The following is a 22,300-nucleotide window of genomic DNA, read 5'->3' as shown; positions in this document are numbered from 1 at the left end:
GGGTTGCTCCACTCAAAGTAACTGTCTGTGTTAAGTTGCTTCCTTCTACTGTGCTCGCATCACTTACACTGGCAACTACAATAGGCGGTATCTCTGTACAAAAATCAAAATTACCAAAACCATATCCATGATTTTCTAATGGATCACAGGTATCGCAATCTTCCCATACAATTGTGATGCTAGCAATACCGTCAGAATCTGCAAAATTGACTCCTATCATCCTATCTAAAAAACTAGTCATTCTACTATCCCCATTAATAATTCCAGTAGTATTATCAGAAGTATATGCCGGTGTAGCAGCGTTAGTAAATGTTGGGAAAATTGTATTCCCTAAACCATCTACTGCAGTAATCGTAAGTTTATCACCTTCATTTGTAGGAACATTTGTATCTATATCAAACAAATCAAATCCCGCTGAAAAAATTGTCGTTGAAGATCCTGAGAATGTTATTGTCTGTGTAATAGTATTACCAGCAGTAAATCCAGAAGTGAATACTTGGAGTACTTCCTGAAATCCGGAGGCCGATTCTGACCCTAAACTTGGAGTAGTTCCAGAACCTGTTCCTGTAAATCCGGAACTCCATATATCAAGTGTTGTGATTGCTCCCGTAAAAGAAGATGCAATATCAATACCAGATCCATTCACATCATTAAATGTTCTTGAAAGACTTCCATCAGGTGTCCAATCAAATTCATTGTCATTTGCCACATTAGGAGCTGTATCCCAACTTAAGTTATACAAAGTACCCGTACAACTTGGAGAAGTATGAAGCGGTGTTGGTACTGGAAATAAAAAACTATCACTTTCCGTAAATGTGCTCGTTCCCGAAACAGGCGTATGAGTACTACTATCTGTTCCTCCGGTTTGAATAAATCCTGGATTGATAGCAATAATATCTGCATCGACAATATCCACTGTTACTGTACCAACATTGACAAGAATAGCACTCCATATTCCATTAGAATTAGTTGTTACGGTTTGTGTCAGTCCTCCTGAATCTGTTACTACAACATCAATACCATCTATCCCATTTTCATTATTATCCCAAACTCCATTACCATTAGGATCATAATGAATTCTACCTACTACCGTTGCAGGAGCAGGATCATTGATCGTTCCTGTACCACTAACACCACCGACTGTCAAAGTAGTAGTCTCTCCGTTATCTACCAATGCATCCGTGCTAGTTGGATAGCTAACGGTAAAGTCGGTTACGCCTGTTGGAACGGTAATCACTCCACCTGATAAGGTAACGCCATTAGTAAAGGTAGGTGTATTGTCATAATCAGTGCCTTCAGTAGCAGTACCATCTGCTAATACAAATGGATAGTCTGTTGGGTTTACTGTAGCACCACTTAAGGTAACCGTATGTACTAAGTCAGTACCTTCGGTAACTGTAGGACTACTTACACTAGCTACAGTAGGTTCAGTACAAACATTTATGCCCGAATCCGTAACCGAAGCATTAGTACCTGTACTGTAGTCGATTCCTATTTCCGAAATAACCAATCCCGTTGAAGGGTCTACAGTTGCAGGATCTACAGCGCCGAACTGTCCACCATCACCTCCATCTGCATTAACATTATCATATGCTTCATTAGCATCACTACAACCATCACCATCAGAATCATCATCTAAATGATTAGGCTCATTATCAGAATCAGTATCAACATATGTACAATATGTAAAATCAGAAAACAAAAATGTTACGTTTCCATTATTTACAATGTTACCATCTGTTCTAGCTTTACCAGTAATAACTTGAAAAGAAGACACTAAACCTTCTATAACAACATCAGAATAATTAAGTGTTGTATCACCTGAACCGTTAGTATAAGATACTATAGTTGGAGATGTACTATCATTGTTTGTTACTTCATGAGAACTCCCTGATGAAGTACTTGTATAATCGCTACTAGGAAATGTTGATGGATTCATCAATGATCCCATATTAATAATTTGAGTTCCTGGTCCAGCTACATTTACCGTAACCTTATCTCCACTATCTATTCCAGACCATCTAAATTTAACACCCGTCACCGGCTCACTAAATGTAAAAGTATATACCAGTGACTCTCCTATACCGTCATCTATTTGTTGCCCTTGCACTCTTAGGGAAGTAATATTTTCAACCTGCAACTGCGACAATATACCTCCATCAACACTATTAATTGTAGTCGTTAGATCTACATCTACACCATCAAAATCAAAAATATCGCTTATCAAACCAACTCCGTTCTGGTTTCCAGATGGTGCCGTACCAACTCCTACTGATGAAGACGCACAATTTAGTCCTTCATCAGTATCTAATATACCATCATTATCATCGTCGCTATCACAAACATTACCGACATTATCTGAATCTTGATCGGCTTGGCCTGCATTAGGAATTGTTGGACAATTATCTAATGGATCACCTGTACCATCACCATCTGTATCAACAACAAAACCATCTGACGCCGAAGTTGTATTTATTCCACCTACCACTGTAATTGTTGTAGGATCATCACCTTGTGTCTGCACTGCATTAATTGGTAATCCAGGATCCGAATTCAAAATATTAATAGTTGCATTACCCGGTGGTAATACAGCTGTATATGTTCCATCAGGATTTGTGGTAATTGTTTGTACATTACCGTTTATATCTGTAATTGTTATTGACACACTACCGATGCCTGATTCGCCATCTTGTGTTCCGTTTCCATTTGCATCATTATAAACAACACCGCTTATGGTACCCGTATTCACACAGGAAATCAAATTTGGACTAACACTATTAACTAACTCTCCATTTGCTCCACTTGTAGCACCATTGGTTGGGAATTCAGTAACAGCTCCACTACTAGTAGTACCATTAGAACCTCCATTAATATTGATAGTCGGAGTACCAGCTGAAAGAGCTACAAATCCAGCACCTCCTCCTCCACCAGGTCCTTCACTTTCATTATTAGTAATTAATTGATCACCTCCATTTCCTCCATTTGCATTTATAACCAAAGAATTTGATATAGAAGGTGCTCTTAGTATAACACTTCCACCTCCACCACCTCCACCTGGTGCATCATTGTGCCCAGGGACAGTTGGTAATGCATTTGCTCCATTGGCAAGTATATTACCAGATCCTATAATTGAATTGGCTCCTAAAAATATAACACCTCCACCATTAGCGGCATCCTGACTAGCATTATTATTTCCATCACCGGCTCCTCCTCCTCCTCCGAGAAAAATTCTATTTTGTTCGTTGGCTATCAGTGGTCTTCCACCTAATCCTCCAACTTGATCTCTATGATCGCCTCCCCAAGCGCTATTGCCTGGCGCTAATGTTAAGGCATTTTGATTACTACTTCCAAAGGAATAACCTCCTCTACCACCACCAGAAGAATTGGTCAAAGCATTACCATTAGCAATAAAATCAGGATCTAAATTCCAAGCTGCTGAACCTGTACAGGTCGAACACATCACTCCAGTACCATTAAACCATACATTGCCGTTATTACCATTGGATCCTCCACCTCCTCCAGCATTATGGGAATTTCCTCCTCCACCTCCATTCGCAGGTGCTCCTCGACCATATCTACCTCCTAAAATGTCATAATCTGCTTGATTACCAACAATACCTTCTCCTTTTTCTGCACTCAGACCACTTGTGGATGTTACAAAATCTGTAGTAACTGTTGCTCCATTAGTTGTAGTTGTATTATCTCCAACTCCTCCTCTAAAACCAAGTCCCGTAGCATCTATATCACCTAAAACATCTATTGTATTTGCAGTAATAACCACAACTCCACCTCGTCTGCTACCAGCAAAATCTTCCCAAGGCAAAGGTATCACAGAAGCTCCAGCTTGTATTGTAAGTGTATCATATTGTGGAACTTTAACAACTTGAGTTCTACCCGCGATAAAATAGCTATTAGCTATCTCACACGTTAAAGTTATTGTATTTGAAGCTACACTTAAAACATAACCGAACTCATACAACCCTGCACTTCCATAATCAGTAATATCACCATAACTAACAGTATTACTTGTATTAATGGTAGCTCCTTGCGCCTGATAAATCATAACTAGATCTCCACTAGAGAGACCTCCAAGATCCGAAGCAACACTATTTACATCAATCGTAGTCGTCCCCGCAGATATATCAGAAGTTATAGGACTATACATATTGAGAACAGTATTCACTGCTGTTACGGTAAAGTCACCATCCTTTCCTTCTTGACTGGAAACACTATAGGTAAATAAGAAAATAAAGGTCAAAAAAGACATAAAAGCTTTTTGACCCAACAAGATTTGGGTAATTTTTTTCATATGACGATGGTTTACAATAGCTTGTAAAGGTTATGGGTATTAACTTTTACAGACCACTTATAAATATCTAAATAATATTTATAATTTCAAAAATAGTAACAACTACGGAAAAACCGTAATTATTACTATATACAAATATTGCAATAGATTTATGATTTTAATATCTTTTTTCCCGTATATTTTTTACTTTTTCGACGAAATGCATCTTTTTTAGCTATAAAACACACTAAAAAAACAATATTTCGGAGCAACTTAGTTTTCACTACATATAATGGCTTTGTATTTTTAAGTAGTATATTTGCAAGCTTTAGCAATAGAACTACAATGAAATTCACTGAGGAAATAAAGAGACGACGAACTTTTGGTATCATTTCGCACCCTGATGCAGGTAAAACAACTTTAACGGAAAAATTACTTTTATTTGGAGGTGCTATACAAGAAGCAGGAGCTGTTAAATCCAATAAAATTAAGAAAGGTGCTACAAGTGATTTTATGGAGATTGAGCGCCAAAGAGGAATTTCTGTTGCTACATCTGTTTTAGCCTTTGAATATCAGGATATTAAAATTAATATTTTAGATACACCAGGACACAAGGATTTTGCAGAAGATACCTTTAGAACCCTAACCGCTGTGGATAGTGTAATTGTGGTCATTGATGTTGCCAAAGGTGTAGAGGAACAAACTGAAAAATTGGTATCCGTTTGTAGAATGCGTAACATCCCTATGATTGTTTTTATAAATAAACTAGATCGTGAAGGGAAAGATGCTTTTGAACTGCTAGACGAAGTTGAACAAAAGCTTGGATTGAAAGTTACTCCATTAAGTTTTCCGATCGGAATGGGGTATGATTTTAAAGGAATTTATAACCTTTGGGAAAAGAATATTAATCTTTTTAGCGGAGATAGTAGAAAGAATATAGAAGAAACTATTGAAGTTTCTGATTTATCCTCATCTGAACTTAACACATTAATTGGTGATACTGCAGCTGAAACCTTACGCGAAGAAATAGAGTTAGTAGAGGGAATTTACCCATCTTTTAACAAAGAATCTTATCAAAAGGGAAGCTTACAACCCGTCTTTTTTGGTTCGGCATTAAATAATTTTGGAGTACGTGAGTTATTAGATTGTTTCGTTTCAATTGCTCCGACACCAAGACCTAAAGAGAGTGATATCAGAGTCGTAGAACCCGACGAAAAAGATTTTACAGGCTTTGTCTTTAAGATTCATGCGAATATGGATCCTAAACATAGAGATAGATTAGCATTTATCAAAATAGTTTCAGGAACTTTTGAAAGAAATGTACCTTATTTACATACAAGACATAACAAAAAACTTAAATTCTCTAGTCCTAATGCATTTTTTGCAGAAAAAAAAGAAATTGTAGACATTTCTTATCCGGGTGATATTGTTGGTTTGCATGATACCGGTAACTTTAAGATAGGAGACACACTAACGACCGGAGAGCAATTAAATTACAGAGGAATTCCTAGTTTTTCTCCAGAGCATTTTAGATATATCAACAATGCAGACCCTATGAAATCCAAGCAATTAGCAAAAGGAATTGATCAATTAATGGATGAAGGAGTTGCGCAATTATTTACCTTAGAATTGAATGGAAGAAAAGTAATTGGTACAGTTGGAGCCCTTCAGTATGAAGTAATACAATATAGATTGGAACACGAATACGGTGCAAAATGTACCTATGAAAATCTTAACGTGCATAAAGCTTGTTGGATAGAAACAGAAGATACAGATAGTGATGAGTTTAAAGATTTCAAACGTGTGAAAAGTAAATTTTTAGCAAAGGATAAACAAGGGCAATTGGTTTTTTTAGCTGATTCTTCTTTCAGCTTACAAATGACACAACAAAAATATTCTTCAATAACTTTTCACTTTACTTCAGAATTCTAAACACAATTTAGAGGCTTTTTTAGGCTGTTTATAAAAAATCAAAGTTACTAACATAGTTTTGGATAAAAATCTATTAAACGACGTATATTTAATCGATTTTCATTTCACGTATTCAAAAAATCTATCAATAAATTACTTGACATAAAATATCTTTATACTAATCCTTTGTGCTATCCAACGATCTCTTTCCAAGAAGAATCTCAAAGAATAACTTAAAATCTGAAATTAGACTCCATAAAGGATATTTGAATGTTGCTGGTTTATTTTTTTCAAAAAAGGCATGACCTATCCACGCAAAACCATACCCAACAACAGGTACTAAAAACCACTTCCAACCCCAACCATAATAAATAGCAATTGCGATAACAATAAAAACTAAAAAAGTACCAACAAAATGCAAAGTTCTGCTAGTTCTATTCCTGTGCTCTGTTAGATAAAACTTATAGAACTCAGAATAGGTTTTAATTCGATCAGACATAATTAATATAGTTATTTAAAGAACGTTTAAGATAATAAAAATATGTGTTCTGATCAAAGTTTCCATATATTTCAAAAAAAGATCCGCTTGATTTTATCAATCAAGCGGATCATTATATTCTTAAGAATATTTTACACTTCTTATGCTTGTCCGGTAGGGCCGAAATTCAAAGGAATTGGTGATTGCTCATAATCTTTTATTTCTCCATGAGCAGCTTCAAATCTTGATACATTATCTCCCAGCGCTTTTAATAATCTTTTGGCATGCTGGGGAGTTAAAATGATCCTACTTTTCACTTTACTTTTAGGTCTTCCTGGCATAATATTCACAAAGTCAACTACAAATTCAGATACTGAATGGTTAATAATCGCAAGATTGCTATAAATCCCATCTGCAATAGCATCGTCTAGTTCTATATTTAATTGATTTTGTTTTTGTTTCTTTTCGTCCGCCATTTTAAAATATTTTACCTGAACGCATTGGTTCATAAAACAGAAAGCCTGCCAATTGGCAGGCTTAACTGATTAATTATAATTCACTTCTTGTCGTTGTTCCATTCGATCTTCGAACTCTTCCTTAGAACCAACTATGATACTCTCATAGTCTCTCATACCTGTTCCTGCAGGAATTCTATGCCCAACTATTACATTCTCTTTCAATCCTTCCAGATCATCAACCTTACCACTTACAGCAGCTTCGTTTAATACTTTTGTTGTTTCCTGGAATGATGCTGCAGAGATAAACGATTTAGTCTGAAGCGAAGCTCTAGTAATACCCTGAAGTATTGGAGTCGCCGTAGCAGGAGTAACATCTCGCGCCTCTACTAAATTCTTATCTTCTCTACGTAAAAGAGAATTTTCATCTCTTAAATCACGAGGTGATATAATCTGACCAGCTTTAAGGTTTTCACTATCACCAGCGTCTTCAATGACCTTCATTCCGTACATAGAATCATTTTCTACAATGAAATCTGACTTATGGATTAATTGATTCTCTAAGAAAATAGTGTCACCTGGATCTTGAATTCTTACTTTACGCATCATTTGACGTACTACTACCTCAAAATGCTTATCGTTAATCTTCACACCTTGTAATCTATATACTTCCTGCACTTCATTAACTAAGTACTGTTGTACCGCAGAAGGTCCTTTGATTTTTAGAATATCCTCAGGAGTTACAGAACCATCTGATAATGGCATACCTGCACGTACAAAATCATTCTCTTGTACAAGAATCTGGTTTGATAATTTAACAAGATACTTCTTGATTTCACCAATTCTAGATTCTACAATGATCTCACGGTTACCACGCTTGATCTTACCAAATGATACCACACCATCAATCTCACTAACAACTGCAGGGTTTGATGGGTTACGTGCTTCAAATAATTCTGTTACACGTGGAAGACCTCCAGTAATATCACCAGCTTTTGCTGATTTACGAGGAATCTTAACCAACACCTTACCAACTTCGATCTTTTCATTATCGTCGACCATTAAGTGAGCTCCAACAGGTAAGTTATAGGAACGAAGAACTTCGTCACCTTTACCCATAATGAGAAGTGTAGGTATCTTTTTCTTATCACGTGATTCTGAGATTACTTTTTCCTGGAATCCAGTTTGTTCATCTATTTCTACCTGATATGTTATACCTTGTTCTACATTTTCGTAGCTAACTTTTCCGGCAAATTCCGAAATAATTACACCGTTATATGGATCCCACTGACAGATACTTTGATCTGCTTTAACAGTATCACCACTCTTTATAAACAACTGAGAACCATAAGGTATAAGATTTGTACTAAGTACAATCTTAGTTTTAGGATCTATAACCTTAACTTCAGAAGTACGAGAGATCACTACATCAATTTCGTTTCCTTCAGAATCCTGACCTTTTACAGTCTTCAATTCTTCTATTTCTGCTTTACCAGCAAATTTAGATTTTAATTGATTTTCCTCCGAAATGTTACTTGCAATACCTCCAACGTGGAATGTACGTAATGTAAGTTGTGTTCCCGGTTCTCCAATTGACTGGGCAGCAACAACACCTACTGCTTCACCTCGTTGAACTGTTTTACCGGTAGCTAGGTTACGTCCATAACATTTGACACATATACCTTTCTTAGCTTCACAGGTAAGAGCAGAACGAACTTCTACAGATTCTACCGGAGAGTTTTCTATATTCTTAGCAGTTTCATCATCAATCTCTACACCAGCTTCTACAAGTACTTCTTGAGTTAATGGATTAATAACATCCATCAACGAAGTTCTACCTGTAATTCTTGCAGCAAGACCTTCTATAATCTCTTCATTTTTCTTTAATGGACTAACTTCTACTCCTCTTAATGTTTCACAATCTTCAATATTAACAATTACATCTTGTGCAACATCCACTAAACGACGAGTAAGATACCCTGCATCTGCAGTTTTAAGTGCAGTATCCGCAAGACCTTTACGAGCACCGTGAGTAGAGATAAAGTATTCTAGAATCGAAAGTCCTTCTTTAAAGTTAGAAAGAATCGGGTTCTCAATGATTTCTCCACCAGCAGAATTTGATTTTTTCGGTTTAGCCATCAATCCACGCATTCCTGTAAGCTGACGAATCTGTTCTTTAGATCCCCTTGCTCCAGAATCAAGCATCATATATACCGAGTTAAATCCTTGTTGATCTTCTCTAATACGCTTCATCGACAACTCTGTCAACTCAGCATTAGTTGATGTCCATATATCAATTACCTGATTATAACGCTCATTATTAGTGATAAGACCCATATTGTAGTTTGCTACAATATTATCTACCTGTTTATTAGCGTCAGCAATCATAGTATGCTTTTCCTTAGGAATAATAATATCACCTAAGCTAAATGACAATCCACCTCTAAATGCAAAGTTATAACCTAGTGTTTTGATTTCATCTAAGAAAGCTGCAGTTTCAGGAACACTAGTCACCTTTAAAATATCGCCAATAATATCTCTAAGAGATTTTTTAGTCAATACTTCATTGATATAACCAGCTTTCTCAGGAACTTTTTCGTTAAATAAAACTCTACCAGTAGTAGTTTCTATTATTTTAGTTACTAATTCTCCTTCTTCGATATCTTTTGTTCTAACTTTAATATTAGCATTGATATCTAATCTTTTCTCATTATAAGCGATAACCACTTCCTCTGGAGAATAGAATGTTAAATCTTCACCTTTAATTTCTAATTCGGGCGTAGATCTACGAGACTTAGTCATATAATACAGTCCTAATACCATATCCTGAGAAGGTACCGTAACCGGTGAACCATTAGCAGGGTTTAAGATATTATGAGAAGCTAACATCAATAATTGTGCTTCTAATATCGCTTCTGGTCCTAATGGTAAATGTACTGCCATTTGATCTCCATCAAAATCGGCATTAAATGCCGTACATACCAATGGGTGTAACTGTATTGCTTTACCTTCAATAAGTTTTGGCTGGAATGCCTGTATACCTAAACGGTGAAGCGTAGGAGCACGGTTTAGTAATACCGGATGTCCTTTTAGAACATTCTCTAAGATATCCCAAACTACAGGCTCTTTTCTATCTATAATTTTCTTTGCTGATTTTACCGTCTTTACAATACCACGCTCGATCAACTTTCTGATTACAAATGGCTTGTACAACTCAGCTGCCATATTCTTAGGAAGACCACATTCGAATAATTTCAATTCAGGTCCAACAACAATTACAGAACGAGCAGAATAATCCACACGTTTACCAAGTAAGTTCTGACGGAAACGTCCTTGCTTACCTTTTAAAGAATCTGATAATGATTTTAATGGTCTATTAGAATCTGTCTTTACGGCAGAAGCCTTACGTGTATTATCAAATAAAGAATCCACAGACTCCTGTAACATACGTTTTTCATTACGCAAAATTACTTCTGGAGCTTTGATTTCCATCAAACGCTTCAAACGATTATTACGTATAATTACACGACGATATAAATCATTTAAATCAGAGGTTGCGAAACGACCTCCATCTAGTGGTACTAATGGACGTAATTCTGGTGGAATTACCGGAACCACTTTAAGAATCATCCATTCTGGACGATTTTCTCTATTTTTATTAGCATCACGTAACGACTCTACAACTTGAAGACGCTTTAACGCTTCCGTTTTACGTTGCTTAGAAGTTTCGTTATTTGCTTTATGTCTTAATTGGTATGATAACTCATCAAGATCAATTCTTTTTAGAATTTCAATAAGACATTCTGCCCCCATCTTAGCGATGAATTTATTAGGGTCATTATCATCTAGATATAAATTCTCCTGAGGAAGACTATCTAAAATATTCAGATATTCTTCTTCTGTAAGGAAATCCATTTTCTGAACTGGTTCCCCTTCTTCATTTTTAGCAATACCTGGTTGGATTACTACGTATCTTTCGTAGTAAATGATCATATCTAATTTCTTAGATGGCAGCCCTAATAAATATCCTATTTTGTTTGGTAAAGAACGGAAATACCATATATGCGCTACAGGAACAACTAAATTAATATGTCCTACGCGATCTCTTCTAACTTTCTTTTCTGTTACTTCAACTCCACATCGATCACAAACGATCCCTTTGTAACGAATTCTTTTATATTTACCACAAGCACATTCAAAGTCCTTAACAGGTCCAAAAATACGCTCACAGAACAAACCATCACGTTCAGGTTTGTGCGTACGATAATTGATAGTTTCAGGCTTTAAAACTTCTCCCTGCGACGCTGCTAAAATTGACTCAGGAGATGCTAAACCTATAGAGATTTTATTAAATCTCTTTACTGTATTCTTATCATTATTTCTTGCCATAATATATGGTTGCTTAAGAATTATTGTAATTTAAAATTGAATAATTTAATGATGTATCGTACCCTTCGACTTCGCTCAGGGTACGATTTCATCTATATTATTCTTCTAATCTGATATCCAGACCCAGACCTTTCAATTCATGCATTAATACATTGAATGATTCTGGTAATCCCGGTTCTGGCATAGGCTCACCTTTTACAATACTTTCGTACGTTTTGGCTCTACCAATAACATCATCAGATTTCACAGTCAGTATTTCACGAAGGGTAGCTGAAGCACCATAAGCTTCTAGTGCCCATACTTCCATCTCTCCAAAACGTTGACCACCAAATTGTGCTTTACCACCAAGTGGTTGCTGCGTGATCAATGAATATGGACCTATAGAACGTGCGTGCATTTTATCGTCTACCATATGACCTAACTTAAGCATGTAGATTACACCTACAGTTGCCGGTTGATCAAAACGATCTCCAGTACCACCATCATATAAATAAGTATGTCCAAATCTTGGAATACCTGCTTCATCTGTAAATTCGTTGATCTGATCTAAAGAAGCTCCATCAAAAATTGGAGTAGCATATTTTCTACCTAATTTCTGACCTGCCCAACCTAATACAGTTTCATAGATCTGACCAATGTTCATACGAGATGGTACCCCTAATGGATTCAGTACAATATCTACTGGTGTTCCGTCTTCTAAGAATGGCATATCTTCTTCTCTTACGATACGTGCAACAATACCTTTGTTACCGTGACGACCTGCCATCTTATCACCTACTTTAAGCTTACGTTTTTTAGCGATGTAAACTTTAGCAAGTTTTATAATTCCAGAAGGTAATTCATCCCCCACAGAGATTGTAAATTTCTCTCTACGTAAGTTACCTTGTAAATCATTTTCTTTAATCTTAAAGTTGTGGATTAGATCCGCAACCATTTTATTAAGAGTATCATCAGTAGTCCAGGTTCCTTTCGTAAGGTGAGCATAATCATCAACACTGTTCAGCATTTTCTGAGTAAACTTTTTACCTTTTGGAAGTACTTCTTCTCCTAAATCATTAATAACACCTTGGGAAGTCTTACCTCCTACGATTATAAATAATTTATCTACCAATTCTGCTTTTAATAATGCAAATTTTGCATCATAAGATCTTTCTAAGATAGAAATATCTTCTTTATCCTGAGAACGTTTACGCTTATCCTTAATAGCACGAGCGAACAACTTCTTATCTATAACAACACCGTGTAAAGAAGGTGAAGCTTTTAAAGATGCATCTTTAACATCTCCTGCTTTATCTCCAAAGATAGCTCTTAGCAGCTTCTCTTCTGGAGTAGGATCACTCTCTCCTTTTGGTGTAATCTTACCGATAAGAATATCTCCTGGTTTGATTTCAGCTCCAACACGGATCATTCCGTTTTCATCAAGATCTTTTGTAGCTTCCTCAGAAACATTAGGGATATCATTAGTTAACTCTTCGTTACCTAACTTAGTATCTCTTACCTCTAATGAATACTCATCGATATGAATAGAAGTGAAGATATCATCCCTAACAACTTTCTCAGAAATCACAATCGCATCCTCAAAGTTATATCCTTTCCAAGGCATGAAGGCAACCTTCATATTTCTACCTAAAGCAAGTTCTCCGTTCTCGGTTGCATAACCCTGACATAAAACTTGTCCTTTATTTACTCTATCTCCAACTCTTACAATTGGTTTAAGGTTGATAGAAGTACCTTGGTTAGTTTTACGGAATTTAATCAGGTTATACGTTTTAGAATCACTTTCAAAACTTACCATTCTCTCTTCTTCCGTTCTATCGTATTTGATAGTTATCTTTTGAGCATCTACATACTCAACAACTCCGGCTCCTTCAGCATTTATTAACACCCTAGAATCAGAAGCTACCTGACGTTCAAGTCCTGTACCTACAATTGGAGCATCTACTCTTAATAAAGGAACTGCCTGACGCATCATATTCGATCCCATCAATGCACGGTTCGCATCATCATGCTCCAAGAAAGGAATCAAAGATGCAGAAATCGAAGCAATCTGGTTAGGTGCAACATCGGCATAATTTACAGATGATGGATCGATCACAGGGAAATCACCTTCCATACGTGCAATCACCTTATCACTCTCAATTGTACCATCTTCTTTTAATGGAAGATTGGCTTGCATTATTAATTTCTCTTCCTCTTCTTCAGCACTTAGATACCTAAATTCACTTAAATCTACTTTACCATTCTCAACTTTACGATATGGTGTTTCAAGGAATCCCATTGAATTCACTTTAGCAAATACAGCAAGTGAAGAAATTAGTCCAATATTTGGCCCTTCAGGTGTCTCTATAGGACATAAACGACCGTAATGCGTATAGTGTACATCTCGAACCTCAAAACCTGCCCTTTCTCTAGATAAACCACCTGGTCCAAGAGCAGAAAGTCTACGCTTATGAGTAATCTCTGCTAATGGATTTGTTTGATCCATAAACTGGGATAACTGGTTGGTTCCAAAGAATGAATTAATTACAGAAGACAAGGTCTTTGCATTAATTAAATCTATAGGTGTAAATACTTCATTATCTCTAACGTTCATACGCTCTCGTATAGTACGAGCCATACGTGCTAGACCTACTCCAAATTGCTGAGATAATTGCTCTCCAACAGTTCTTACACGACGGTTAGAAAGGTGATCAATATCATCAATCTCTGCTTTAGAGTTAATTAACTCAATTAAGTATTTTATGATAGTTATAATATCCTCTTTAGTAAGCACTTGCTTATCCATTTCGATATTAAGACCTAACTTTTTATTCATTCTGTAACGACCTACCTCACCTAAGTTGTAACGTTGGTCAGAAAAGAATAACTTGTCAATAATACCTCTTGCAGTTTCCTCATCAGGCGGTTCTGCATTACGTAATTGACGGTATATATGTTCCACGGCTTCTTTTTCAGAATTCGTAGGATCTTTCTGCAGTGTATTATGGATAATAGCATAATCCCCTTTCTGGTTATCTTCTTTATGAAGTAGAATGGTTTTAGCTCCAGAATCCACGATCTCATCTAAGTGATCTTTATCTAGTACAGTATCACGATCTAACACAATTTCGTTACGCTCTATAGAAACAACTTCTCCCGTATCTTCATCAACGAAATCCTCATGCCACGTATTTAAAACACGTGCAGCAAGTTTACGACCTAATACTTTCTTTAATCCAGATTTAGAAACTTTCACCTCTTCAGCAAGGTCAAAAATCTCTAAAATATCTTTATCTCTTTCAAAACCGATAGCACGGAAAAGTGTAGTTACCGGTAATTTTTTCTTTCTATCAATATATGCGTACATAACGCTATTGATATCAGTTGCAAATTCTATCCAAGATCCTTTAAAAGGTATTACTCTTGCAGAATATAACTTTGTTCCATTTGCATGGAATGATTGTCCAAAGAACACACCAGGTGAACGGTGTAATTGAGATACAACAACACGTTCTGCTCCATTAATACAGAATGTACCACTTGGAGTCATGTAAGGAATCGTACCTAAATATACGTCCTGAACAATCGTCTCAAAATCTTCGTGCTCAGGGTCTGTACAGAAAAGTTTTAAACGTGCTTTTAGAGGTACACTATATGTAAGACCTCTTTCTATACACTCTTGCAAATCATATCTTGGTGGATCTACGAAGTAGTCTAAAAATTCTAGTACAAATTGATTACGTGTATCCGTAATCGGGAAATTTTCCATGAAGGTATTATAAAGACCCTCGTTTCCTCTTTCTTCAGACTTTGTTTCTAATTGAAAGAAGTCCTGAAATGATTTGATCTGGATATCCAAAAAATCCGGATAATCAGGTCTATTCTTTACAGAAGAAAAATTCAATCTTTCAGTTTGCGTTGCTAACATCAATGGACGGAATTAAATTAAAGTTTAAAAAACAGCGTATTTTAATACATCATATTTATATACGCAAAATGGTTTAGACCTTAGAGAAAATTCTCCAGGTCTAAACCTCTATGTCAATATATGGTAAGCTTACTTAAGCTCAACCTCTGCTCCAGCCTCTTCTAATTGAGCTTTAAGAGCTTCTGCTTCATCTTTAGCAATACCTTCTTTGATTGCACTTGGAGCATCATCAACTAAACCTTTAGCTTCTTTAAGACCAAGACCAGTTAATTCCTTCACAAGTTTTACAACTGCTAATTTAGCACCACCAGCTGCTTTAAGGATTACATCAAATTCAGTTTTTTCTTCTGCAGCTTCTGCACCTGGAGCACCTGGTCCAGCAACAGCTACTGCAGCAGCAGCAGGCTCGATACCATACTCATCTTTTAATATATCAGCTAACTCATTAACTTCTTTTACTGTTAAGTTAACTAATTGTTCTGCGAATTCTTTTAAATCTGCCATTTTCTATCGTTTTTAATAATTTTTTTTAATTGAAATATATTTGTTAAAAAGTGCGTACACGCTTAGATTATCCTTCTTTCTCGGATAATGTTTTAAGAATACCTGCTATAGTACCACCACTAGACTTTAATGCAGAAATAACATTCTTAGCCGGTGACTGTAGTAAGCCAATAATTTCTCCGATAACTTCTTCTTTAGACTTGATATCTACAAGTGCATCCAGAGTTTCATCCCCAACAAAAATTGCTTCTTCTACAAAAGCTCCTTTTAGTAAAGGCTTCTCAGATTTCTTACGAAACTCTTTTATAACCTTTGCCGGTGCATTACCTGTTTCAGAGAACATAATTGAAGTATTACCTTTTAATACTTCTGGTAATTCTCCAAAATCTTTATCAGATTTCTCCATTGCTTTCGCAAGGAGTGTATTCTTTATTACTTTTAATGATACGTTAGCTTTAAAACAAGCTCTACGTAAGTTTGAAGTTGTTCCTGCATCCAAACCTGAAATATCCGCTAAATAGATATTAGTGTTTTCAGCTAACTGAGCAGTTAAGTCTTCAATTACTTGTGATTTTTCTTCTCTTGTCATAATCGTTTATCTTAATTACCAGCGTAGTTCTTTAAATCAATCTCCAAACTAGGGCTCATTGTAGAAGACATATATATTGACTTAATATATACCCCTTTAGCTGCCACAGGTTTTAACTTCACTAACGTTGTTAATAATTCTTTTGCATTTCCTGCGATTTTATCAGCAGAAAAAGATGACTTTCCAATTGCGGCGTGAACAATACCAGTTTTATCAACTTTAAAATCGATTTTACCAGCTTTAACATCAGAAACAGCTTTTGCTATATCCATTGTTACTGTTCCTGTTTTAGGGTTAGGCATTAAACCACGTGGTCCTAATACTCGACCTAATGGACCTAATTTACCCATAACACTAGGCATTGTAATGATCACATCTACATCAGTCCATCCACCTTTAATTTTGTCTAGATATTCATCAAGACCTACAAAATCAGCTCCAGCTTCTTTAGCTTCAGCTTCTTTATCCGGTGTTACTAATGCAAGAACTTTAACATCCTTTCCTGTTCCATGTGGTAATGTTACCACACCACGTACCATTTGATTTGCTTTACGAGGATCTACGTTCAAACGAACAGCAAGATCTACGGAGGCATCAAAATTTACGTTTGTTATTTCTTTTACTAAAGCAGAAGCTTCGTCTACAGAATATGCTTTATTCTTTTCAACCTTAGCTCTAACTTCTTTTTGCTTTTTAGTTACTTTTGCCATTTTCTACACGTTTTTGGATTAAAAAGGAGCTTGTCCTTTTACAGTTACACCCATTGAACGAGCGGTACCGGCAATCATTTTCATAGCAGATTCTACAGTAAATGCATTTAAATCCTGCATTTTATCTTCTGCAATTGTACGAACTTGATCCCAAGTAACACTAGCCACTTTTTTACGATTTGGCTCTCCTGAACCTTTTTTCGTTTTTGCTGCTTCCAGTATTTGAACCGCCGCAGGTGGAGTTTTGATTACAAAATCAAAAGACTTGTCTTTGTAAACATTAATAACAACTGGCAATACTTTACCAGCCTTATCTTGTGTCCTACCATTGAATTGCTTACAGAATTCCATGATATTCACTCCGGCAGCACCTAAAGCAGGTCCAACTGGTGGGGATGGGTTCGCCGCTCCTCCACGTACTTGAAGTTTTACAACCTTACTTATCTCTTTAGCCATTTTTCTAATTTTAAATTAGAATTGTTCTATAAAGTGGAAGCAATAAGAACAATTCAGGATATATAATGTAACAATTATTATACTTTTTCTACTTGCATATAACTCAATTCTAATGGGGTTTTTCTTCCGAAAATCTTAACCATTACTTCAAGCTTACGCTTTTCTTCATTAACCTTCTCAACTGTACCGTTAAAACCGTTAAAAGGACCATCAATCACTTTTACCGTTTCTCCAACAGTGTAAGGGATAGCAACATTATCAGTTTTCACTGCAAGCTCATCTACTTTACCAAGCATTCTGTTAATTTCGGCTTTTCTTAAAGGCACAGGATCTCCTCCTTTAACCTCTCCAAGAAAACCAATAACTCCATTAATAGATTTTATTATATGAGGAATTTCTCCAGAAAGATTTGCTTCTATCATCACATACCCAGGAAAATACACTCTTTCTTTATGTATCTTTTTCCCATTTCTGATCTGAATAACCTTTTCAGTGGGCACCAAGATTTGAGAAACATAGTCCTCCATTCCCATATGAGCAATTTCTCGTTCGATATAGTCCTTTATCTTGTTCTCTTGACCACTTACAGCACGTACAACGTACCATTTTTTTGTATTTCCAACCTCAGCCATTATAATTACGATTTAACTAAAGTGAAATAATACTCTATCACATTACTAAACACAGTATCAACTCCCCAGATAGCTAATGAAAAAATAACCGAGAAAACAATGGTAACCAAGGTAAGTCTTTGCGCTTCTGCCCAAGGAGTCCATGTTACGTGGTTCTTTAACTCGCTATATGATTCCGTAATGTAATTTATTAATCCAGCCATCTTATTATTCTTTTTAATGACAAGAAAAAAATCTCTTACCACTATAAATTCATTATATCAACTTCATTTTATTTAAATGAAGATACTTTCCATATTTATCAGCACGGGTTGAGAGACTCGAACTCCCGACACCTGGTTTTGGAGACCAGTGCTCTACCAACTGAGCTAAACCCGTATACATAAGTCAAGGTATTCGCCGTAGCGAATACCTTACCTCATATATTAATATATTGTATTAGTCTAAAATTTCAGTAACCTGTCCGGCACCTACCGTTCTACCACCTTCACGGATCGCAAAACGAAGACCTACATTCATTGCAATTGGCTGAATAAGCTCAACAGTAATTGTTAAGTTATCTCCAGGCATTACCATTTCAACTCCATCAGGAAGCGCAATGTTTCCTGTTACGTCAGTCGTACGAACGTAGAACTGAGGACGGTAGTTATTATGGAATGGAGTATGACGTCCACCTTCTTCTTTCTTAAGGATATAAACCTCAGCTTTGAATTTAGCATGCGGAGTTACAGATCCTGGTTTAGTAATTACCATACCACGAGAAATCTGAGTTTTCTCAATACCTCTTAATAAGATACCAGCATTATCTCCAGCTTCTCCTCTATCTAATATCTGACGGAACATCTCGATACCAGTAATAGTAGAAGTTAATTTCTCAGCTCCCATACCAATGATCTCTACAGGATCTCCAGTATTAGCAATACCAGTTTCGATACGTCCAGTTGCAACAGTACCACGACCAGTAATAGAGAATACATCTTCAATTGGCATTAAGAAATCTTTATCGATCTCACGTAATGGCTCTTCGATCCAAGCATCCACTTCCTTCATTAATTCTAAAACGGTATCAACCCATTTTTGCTCTCCATTTAGAGCTCCAAGTGCAGAACCAGAAATAACAGGTCCATTATCACCATCATACTCATAGAAAGAAAGAAGATCTCTAACTTCCATTTCTACTAATTCTAGTAATTCCTCATCATCAACCATATCCACTTTATTAAGGAATACAACGATTCTTGGAATACCAACCTGACGTCCTAATAAGATGTGCTCACGAGTTTGTGGCATAGGTCCATCTGTTGCAGCAACTACTAAAATTGCTCCATCCATTTGAGCCGCACCAGTTACCATATTCTTTACATAATCGGCGTGACCTGGACAGTCAACGTGCGCGTAGTGACGATTTTCTGTTTGGTATTCTACGTGAGACGTATTAATAGTAATACCTCTTTCCTTTTCTTCTGGAGCGTTATCAATAGTATCGAAATCCCTAGCCTCAGAAAGACCAGCATCCGATAATACCTTAGTAATCGCAGCCGTTAAAGTTGTTTTACCGTGATCAACGTGTCCAATAGTACCAATATTTAAGTGCGGTTTGGAACGATCAAAAGTTTCCTTTGCCATAATGAATTTATTTAATCTTAGTTATATATTAGTGTTCAATTAATGCTTCTGAACTAAGAGCCAATGACGAGATTTGAACTCGTGACCTCTTCCTTACCAAGGAAACGCTCTACCCCTGAGCTACACCGGCTTTTAAAAGTACACAATGATAAACCAGAGTCCTTCATTACATATCGAAAGAAAACCGATTCATCATTATTTTTGTTTTAAAAATCCAATGCTAATAATGCATCAAGATTAGCTCTGTATTTTTTAAGAGCGGGAGACCAGGTTCGAACTGGCGACATTCAGCTTGGAAGGCTGACGCTCTACCAACTGAGCTACTCCCGCGTTTACAATTTTGAAATCAAAATTGAAGGTTGTGGGGAGAGCAGGATTCGAACCTGCGAAGACGTAGTCAGCAGATTTACAGTCTGCCCTCGTTGGCCGCTTGAGTATCTCCCCAATTGAAATCATTATTTTAGAATGAACTTCTAAATTTTGAAAGCGCAAAAGTAATCAAATATTTTACAATTCAAAATTTTATAAAAAAAGGTTCTATTTTTTTTCAAAATCTTACCTTTTTAAGAGCCGATGGAGGGACTCGAACCCACGACCTGCTGATTACAAATCAGCTGCTCTAGCCAGCTGAGCTACATCGGCTTTTTGGTTACTTTTTTAAGCATAAAAAAGTCCGCTATTTCTAACGGACTGCAAATGTATAGAATTTATTTCTTACACAAAACAATTTTTAAAAAAAAATCATCAAACATGTGCATTTAATTTTTCCTTCCGTTTTCGCAATTGTCTTTCCAACGAACTAACACACTCATCCACACCTTCTTCAAAGCTTTTGTTTATTTTTTTTATTATAAACTCATCTCCAGGAACACTCAGTAAAATTTCGGTGATTTTATTTTCTTTACCACTTGTATTCATAACTTTCAAAAAAACATCAGCATGAATAATACGACTAAAATGATTTTCTAACTTATCCAATTTCGTCTGTGTAAAATCTACCAATTTCTGATCTACATTAAAATTAACGGATTGCAAGTTCACTTTCATAGGTGTTATTTTAATTGGTTAAACAAATATTTTAAAGTTCAAAAGACATAAGCACAACAATAAACACCTTACTTTTTACTCCTTGGGTGAGATTGCTTGTGCACTTTTGCTAATTGCGCAACACTATGATGCGTATATACCTCAGTAGAAGCTAAACTGGAATGACCAAGTAATTCTTTTACAGCGTTTAAGTTTGCACCTTCATTAAGCAGATGTGTCGCAAATGAATGTCTCAATATATGCGGGCTCCTTTTTACTTTAGAAGATGCCTCACTAAAATAACCATTTATGATTCGATACACAAGTGTTTCATAGATTTTAACTCCTTTTTCTGTTAACAATAAAAAAGGATTTTCAGACTCCACTACAACTTCTGGTCTTAATTCTAAATACCTTTTAATAGTAGCAAGAATTGACGGTATTAAAGGTATATACCTTTCTTTATTACGCTTCCCCAAAACCTTCACCTGCTTACCTAAGAGATCAATATTGCTTATCTTAAGATTAACTAATTCAATTCTACGCATTCCCGTCGCATAAAAAAGCTCAACAATTAACCTATCTCTAACACTTTTGAAATCCTCTCCATCTAACAATCCATTCAAAACCTTATCCACCTCAATATTTGAGAACGGAATTTGCAGTTTTTTCGAAACTTTTAATGCTTGATGTTTAGCTAAAGGGCTTTTGTTTATTTGCCCAGTTTTCAATAAAAATCTATAATACGCTTTAAGTGAAGATACTTTCCTATTAATCGACCTATTAGAAACTCCCTCATCAACCAAATTTACAATCCAGGAACGGATTTGAGCATAATTCGATCTTGAGATATCTTTTTCATCGTATTCTTTTTCATAAAACCTAGTATAAGATAGTAAATCTGTTTTATACGCGGTAACTGTATGAACTGAATACTTTCTTTCTAAAAGTAAATAATCTATAAATTCTTTAATAAACACAAAAAAACCATTAGAATACAAAAGTATAAAACTTTTGACATCTAATGGCTTAAAATTATATATACTGAAAAACGAAGTTTAATTCTTAAAAAAGAATTAAAACATACAACGTTTCAACATGTTGTTTTAAATTTCCTCTTGGTCTCTTAAGTGCTGAATGTATTGCGCTTTTTGAACCTGAGCTCTGCGCTCAACAGAAGGCTTTGTGAACGCCTGACGCTTACGCAGCTGACGCATAGTTCCTGTTCTATCGAATTTACGCTTAAAACGTTTTAACGCTCTATCTATATTTTCTCCGTCTTTAACTGGTATAATTAACATAGTGTTACCTCCTTTCTTTAAAAATTAG

At 36.0% G+C, this 22,300-nt stretch carries 16 protein-coding genes and 5 tRNA genes; 1 reads left to right on the top strand and 20 read right to left on the bottom strand.

Annotation, left to right across the window (positions count from 1 at the left end; all coding sequences use genetic code 11):
- The coding region (locus tag Q0910_RS19835; protein ID WP_299220334.1) for an SdrD B-like domain-containing protein at positions 1–4,309 on the bottom strand (4,309 nt) is incomplete at its 3' end.
- A gap of 324 nt (positions 4,310–4,633) precedes the next feature.
- Between Q0910_RS19835 and Q0910_RS19830 the strand changes: the two genes are divergently transcribed.
- Positions 4,634–6,220, top strand: coding sequence for a peptide chain release factor 3 (locus tag Q0910_RS19830; protein WP_299220331.1), 1,587 nt, complete (start codon positions 4,634–4,636; stop codon positions 6,218–6,220).
- A 157-nt stretch (positions 6,221–6,377) separates the two neighbouring features.
- Here Q0910_RS19830 and Q0910_RS19825 read toward each other — a convergent pair whose 3' ends face one another.
- From Q0910_RS19825 to rpsU, 19 genes are all read right to left on the bottom strand, one after another.
- Entirely contained in the window at positions 6,378–6,698 is a 321-nt protein-coding gene (locus Q0910_RS19825; RefSeq protein ID WP_299220328.1) for a DUF962 domain-containing protein, read from the bottom strand.
- 140 nt (positions 6,699–6,838) lie between these two features.
- A complete protein-coding gene (locus Q0910_RS19820; protein ID WP_299220325.1) occupies positions 6,839–7,153 on the bottom strand; it encodes a DUF3467 domain-containing protein in 315 nt (104 codons plus the stop codon).
- Between the two features lie 69 nt (positions 7,154–7,222).
- Complete coding sequence (gene rpoC, locus Q0910_RS19815) at positions 7,223–11,521, bottom strand: DNA-directed RNA polymerase subunit beta' (protein WP_299220322.1); 4,299 nt, start codon at positions 11,519–11,521, stop codon at positions 7,223–7,225.
- A gap of 97 nt (positions 11,522–11,618) precedes the next feature.
- Positions 11,619–15,428, bottom strand: coding sequence for a DNA-directed RNA polymerase subunit beta (gene rpoB, locus Q0910_RS19810; RefSeq protein WP_299220319.1), 3,810 nt, complete (start codon positions 15,426–15,428; stop codon positions 11,619–11,621).
- A 129-nt stretch (positions 15,429–15,557) separates the two neighbouring features.
- A complete protein-coding gene (rplL, locus tag Q0910_RS19805) occupies positions 15,558–15,932 on the bottom strand; it encodes a 50S ribosomal protein L7/L12 (RefSeq protein WP_298319934.1) in 375 nt (124 codons plus the stop codon).
- Between the two features lie 67 nt (positions 15,933–15,999).
- On the bottom strand, positions 16,000–16,521 hold the full coding sequence (rplJ, locus tag Q0910_RS19800; protein ID WP_118457934.1) for a 50S ribosomal protein L10: 522 nt from the start codon (positions 16,519–16,521) through the stop codon (positions 16,000–16,002).
- Positions 16,522–16,532: 11 nt separating this feature from the next.
- Positions 16,533–17,231 (bottom strand): 50S ribosomal protein L1, encoded by a 699-nt coding sequence (gene rplA, locus Q0910_RS19795; RefSeq protein ID WP_299220315.1) that lies wholly within the window; start codon positions 17,229–17,231, stop codon positions 16,533–16,535.
- Positions 17,232–17,249: 18 nt separating this feature from the next.
- Entirely contained in the window at positions 17,250–17,687 is a 438-nt protein-coding gene (gene rplK, locus Q0910_RS19790) for a 50S ribosomal protein L11 (protein ID WP_091412200.1), read from the bottom strand.
- Between the two features lie 77 nt (positions 17,688–17,764).
- The gene (nusG, locus tag Q0910_RS19785) at positions 17,765–18,319 is read right to left on the bottom strand and encodes a transcription termination/antitermination protein NusG (protein WP_118457938.1); all 555 of its coding nucleotides are present in this window, start codon (positions 18,317–18,319) and stop codon (positions 17,765–17,767) included.
- Between the two features lie 5 nt (positions 18,320–18,324).
- Positions 18,325–18,522 (bottom strand): preprotein translocase subunit SecE, encoded by a 198-nt coding sequence (secE, locus tag Q0910_RS19780; protein WP_118457940.1) that lies wholly within the window; start codon positions 18,520–18,522, stop codon positions 18,325–18,327.
- Between the two features lie 102 nt (positions 18,523–18,624).
- Positions 18,625–18,697 (bottom strand) — tRNA-Trp (locus tag Q0910_RS19775).
- A 60-nt stretch (positions 18,698–18,757) separates the two neighbouring features.
- Positions 18,758–19,945 carry an elongation factor Tu gene (gene tuf / locus Q0910_RS19770; RefSeq protein ID WP_299220312.1) on the bottom strand — a complete coding sequence of 396 codons (1,188 nt, stop codon included), beginning with the start codon at positions 19,943–19,945 and terminating at the stop codon, positions 18,758–18,760.
- 58 nt (positions 19,946–20,003) lie between these two features.
- Positions 20,004–20,075: transfer RNA gene (locus tag Q0910_RS19765), tRNA-Thr, on the bottom strand.
- Positions 20,076–20,202: 127 nt separating this feature from the next.
- Positions 20,203–20,275 (bottom strand) — tRNA-Gly (locus Q0910_RS19760).
- 32 nt (positions 20,276–20,307) lie between these two features.
- A tRNA-Tyr gene (locus tag Q0910_RS19755) sits at positions 20,308–20,389 on the bottom strand.
- A 124-nt stretch (positions 20,390–20,513) separates the two neighbouring features.
- A tRNA-Thr gene (locus Q0910_RS19750) sits at positions 20,514–20,587 on the bottom strand.
- A gap of 102 nt (positions 20,588–20,689) precedes the next feature.
- Positions 20,690–20,992, bottom strand: coding sequence for a ribosome-associated translation inhibitor RaiA (raiA, locus tag Q0910_RS19745; protein ID WP_118457944.1), 303 nt, complete (start codon positions 20,990–20,992; stop codon positions 20,690–20,692).
- A 68-nt stretch (positions 20,993–21,060) separates the two neighbouring features.
- Positions 21,061–21,951, bottom strand: a complete 891-nt coding sequence (locus tag Q0910_RS19740; RefSeq protein ID WP_299220309.1) for a tyrosine-type recombinase/integrase — start codon at positions 21,949–21,951, stop codon at positions 21,061–21,063.
- A 126-nt stretch (positions 21,952–22,077) separates the two neighbouring features.
- On the bottom strand, positions 22,078–22,272 hold the full coding sequence (gene rpsU / locus Q0910_RS19735; protein WP_025743950.1) for a 30S ribosomal protein S21: 195 nt from the start codon (positions 22,270–22,272) through the stop codon (positions 22,078–22,080).
- Positions 22,273–22,300 lie beyond the last annotated feature (28 nt).

This window comes from uncultured Aquimarina sp. (assembly GCF_947495315.1).
GTDB lineage: Bacteria > Bacteroidota > Bacteroidia > Flavobacteriales > Flavobacteriaceae > Aquimarina.
The sequence above is the reverse complement of the archived record's forward strand: the minus strand, read 5'-3'. Positions and strand labels throughout refer to the sequence as shown.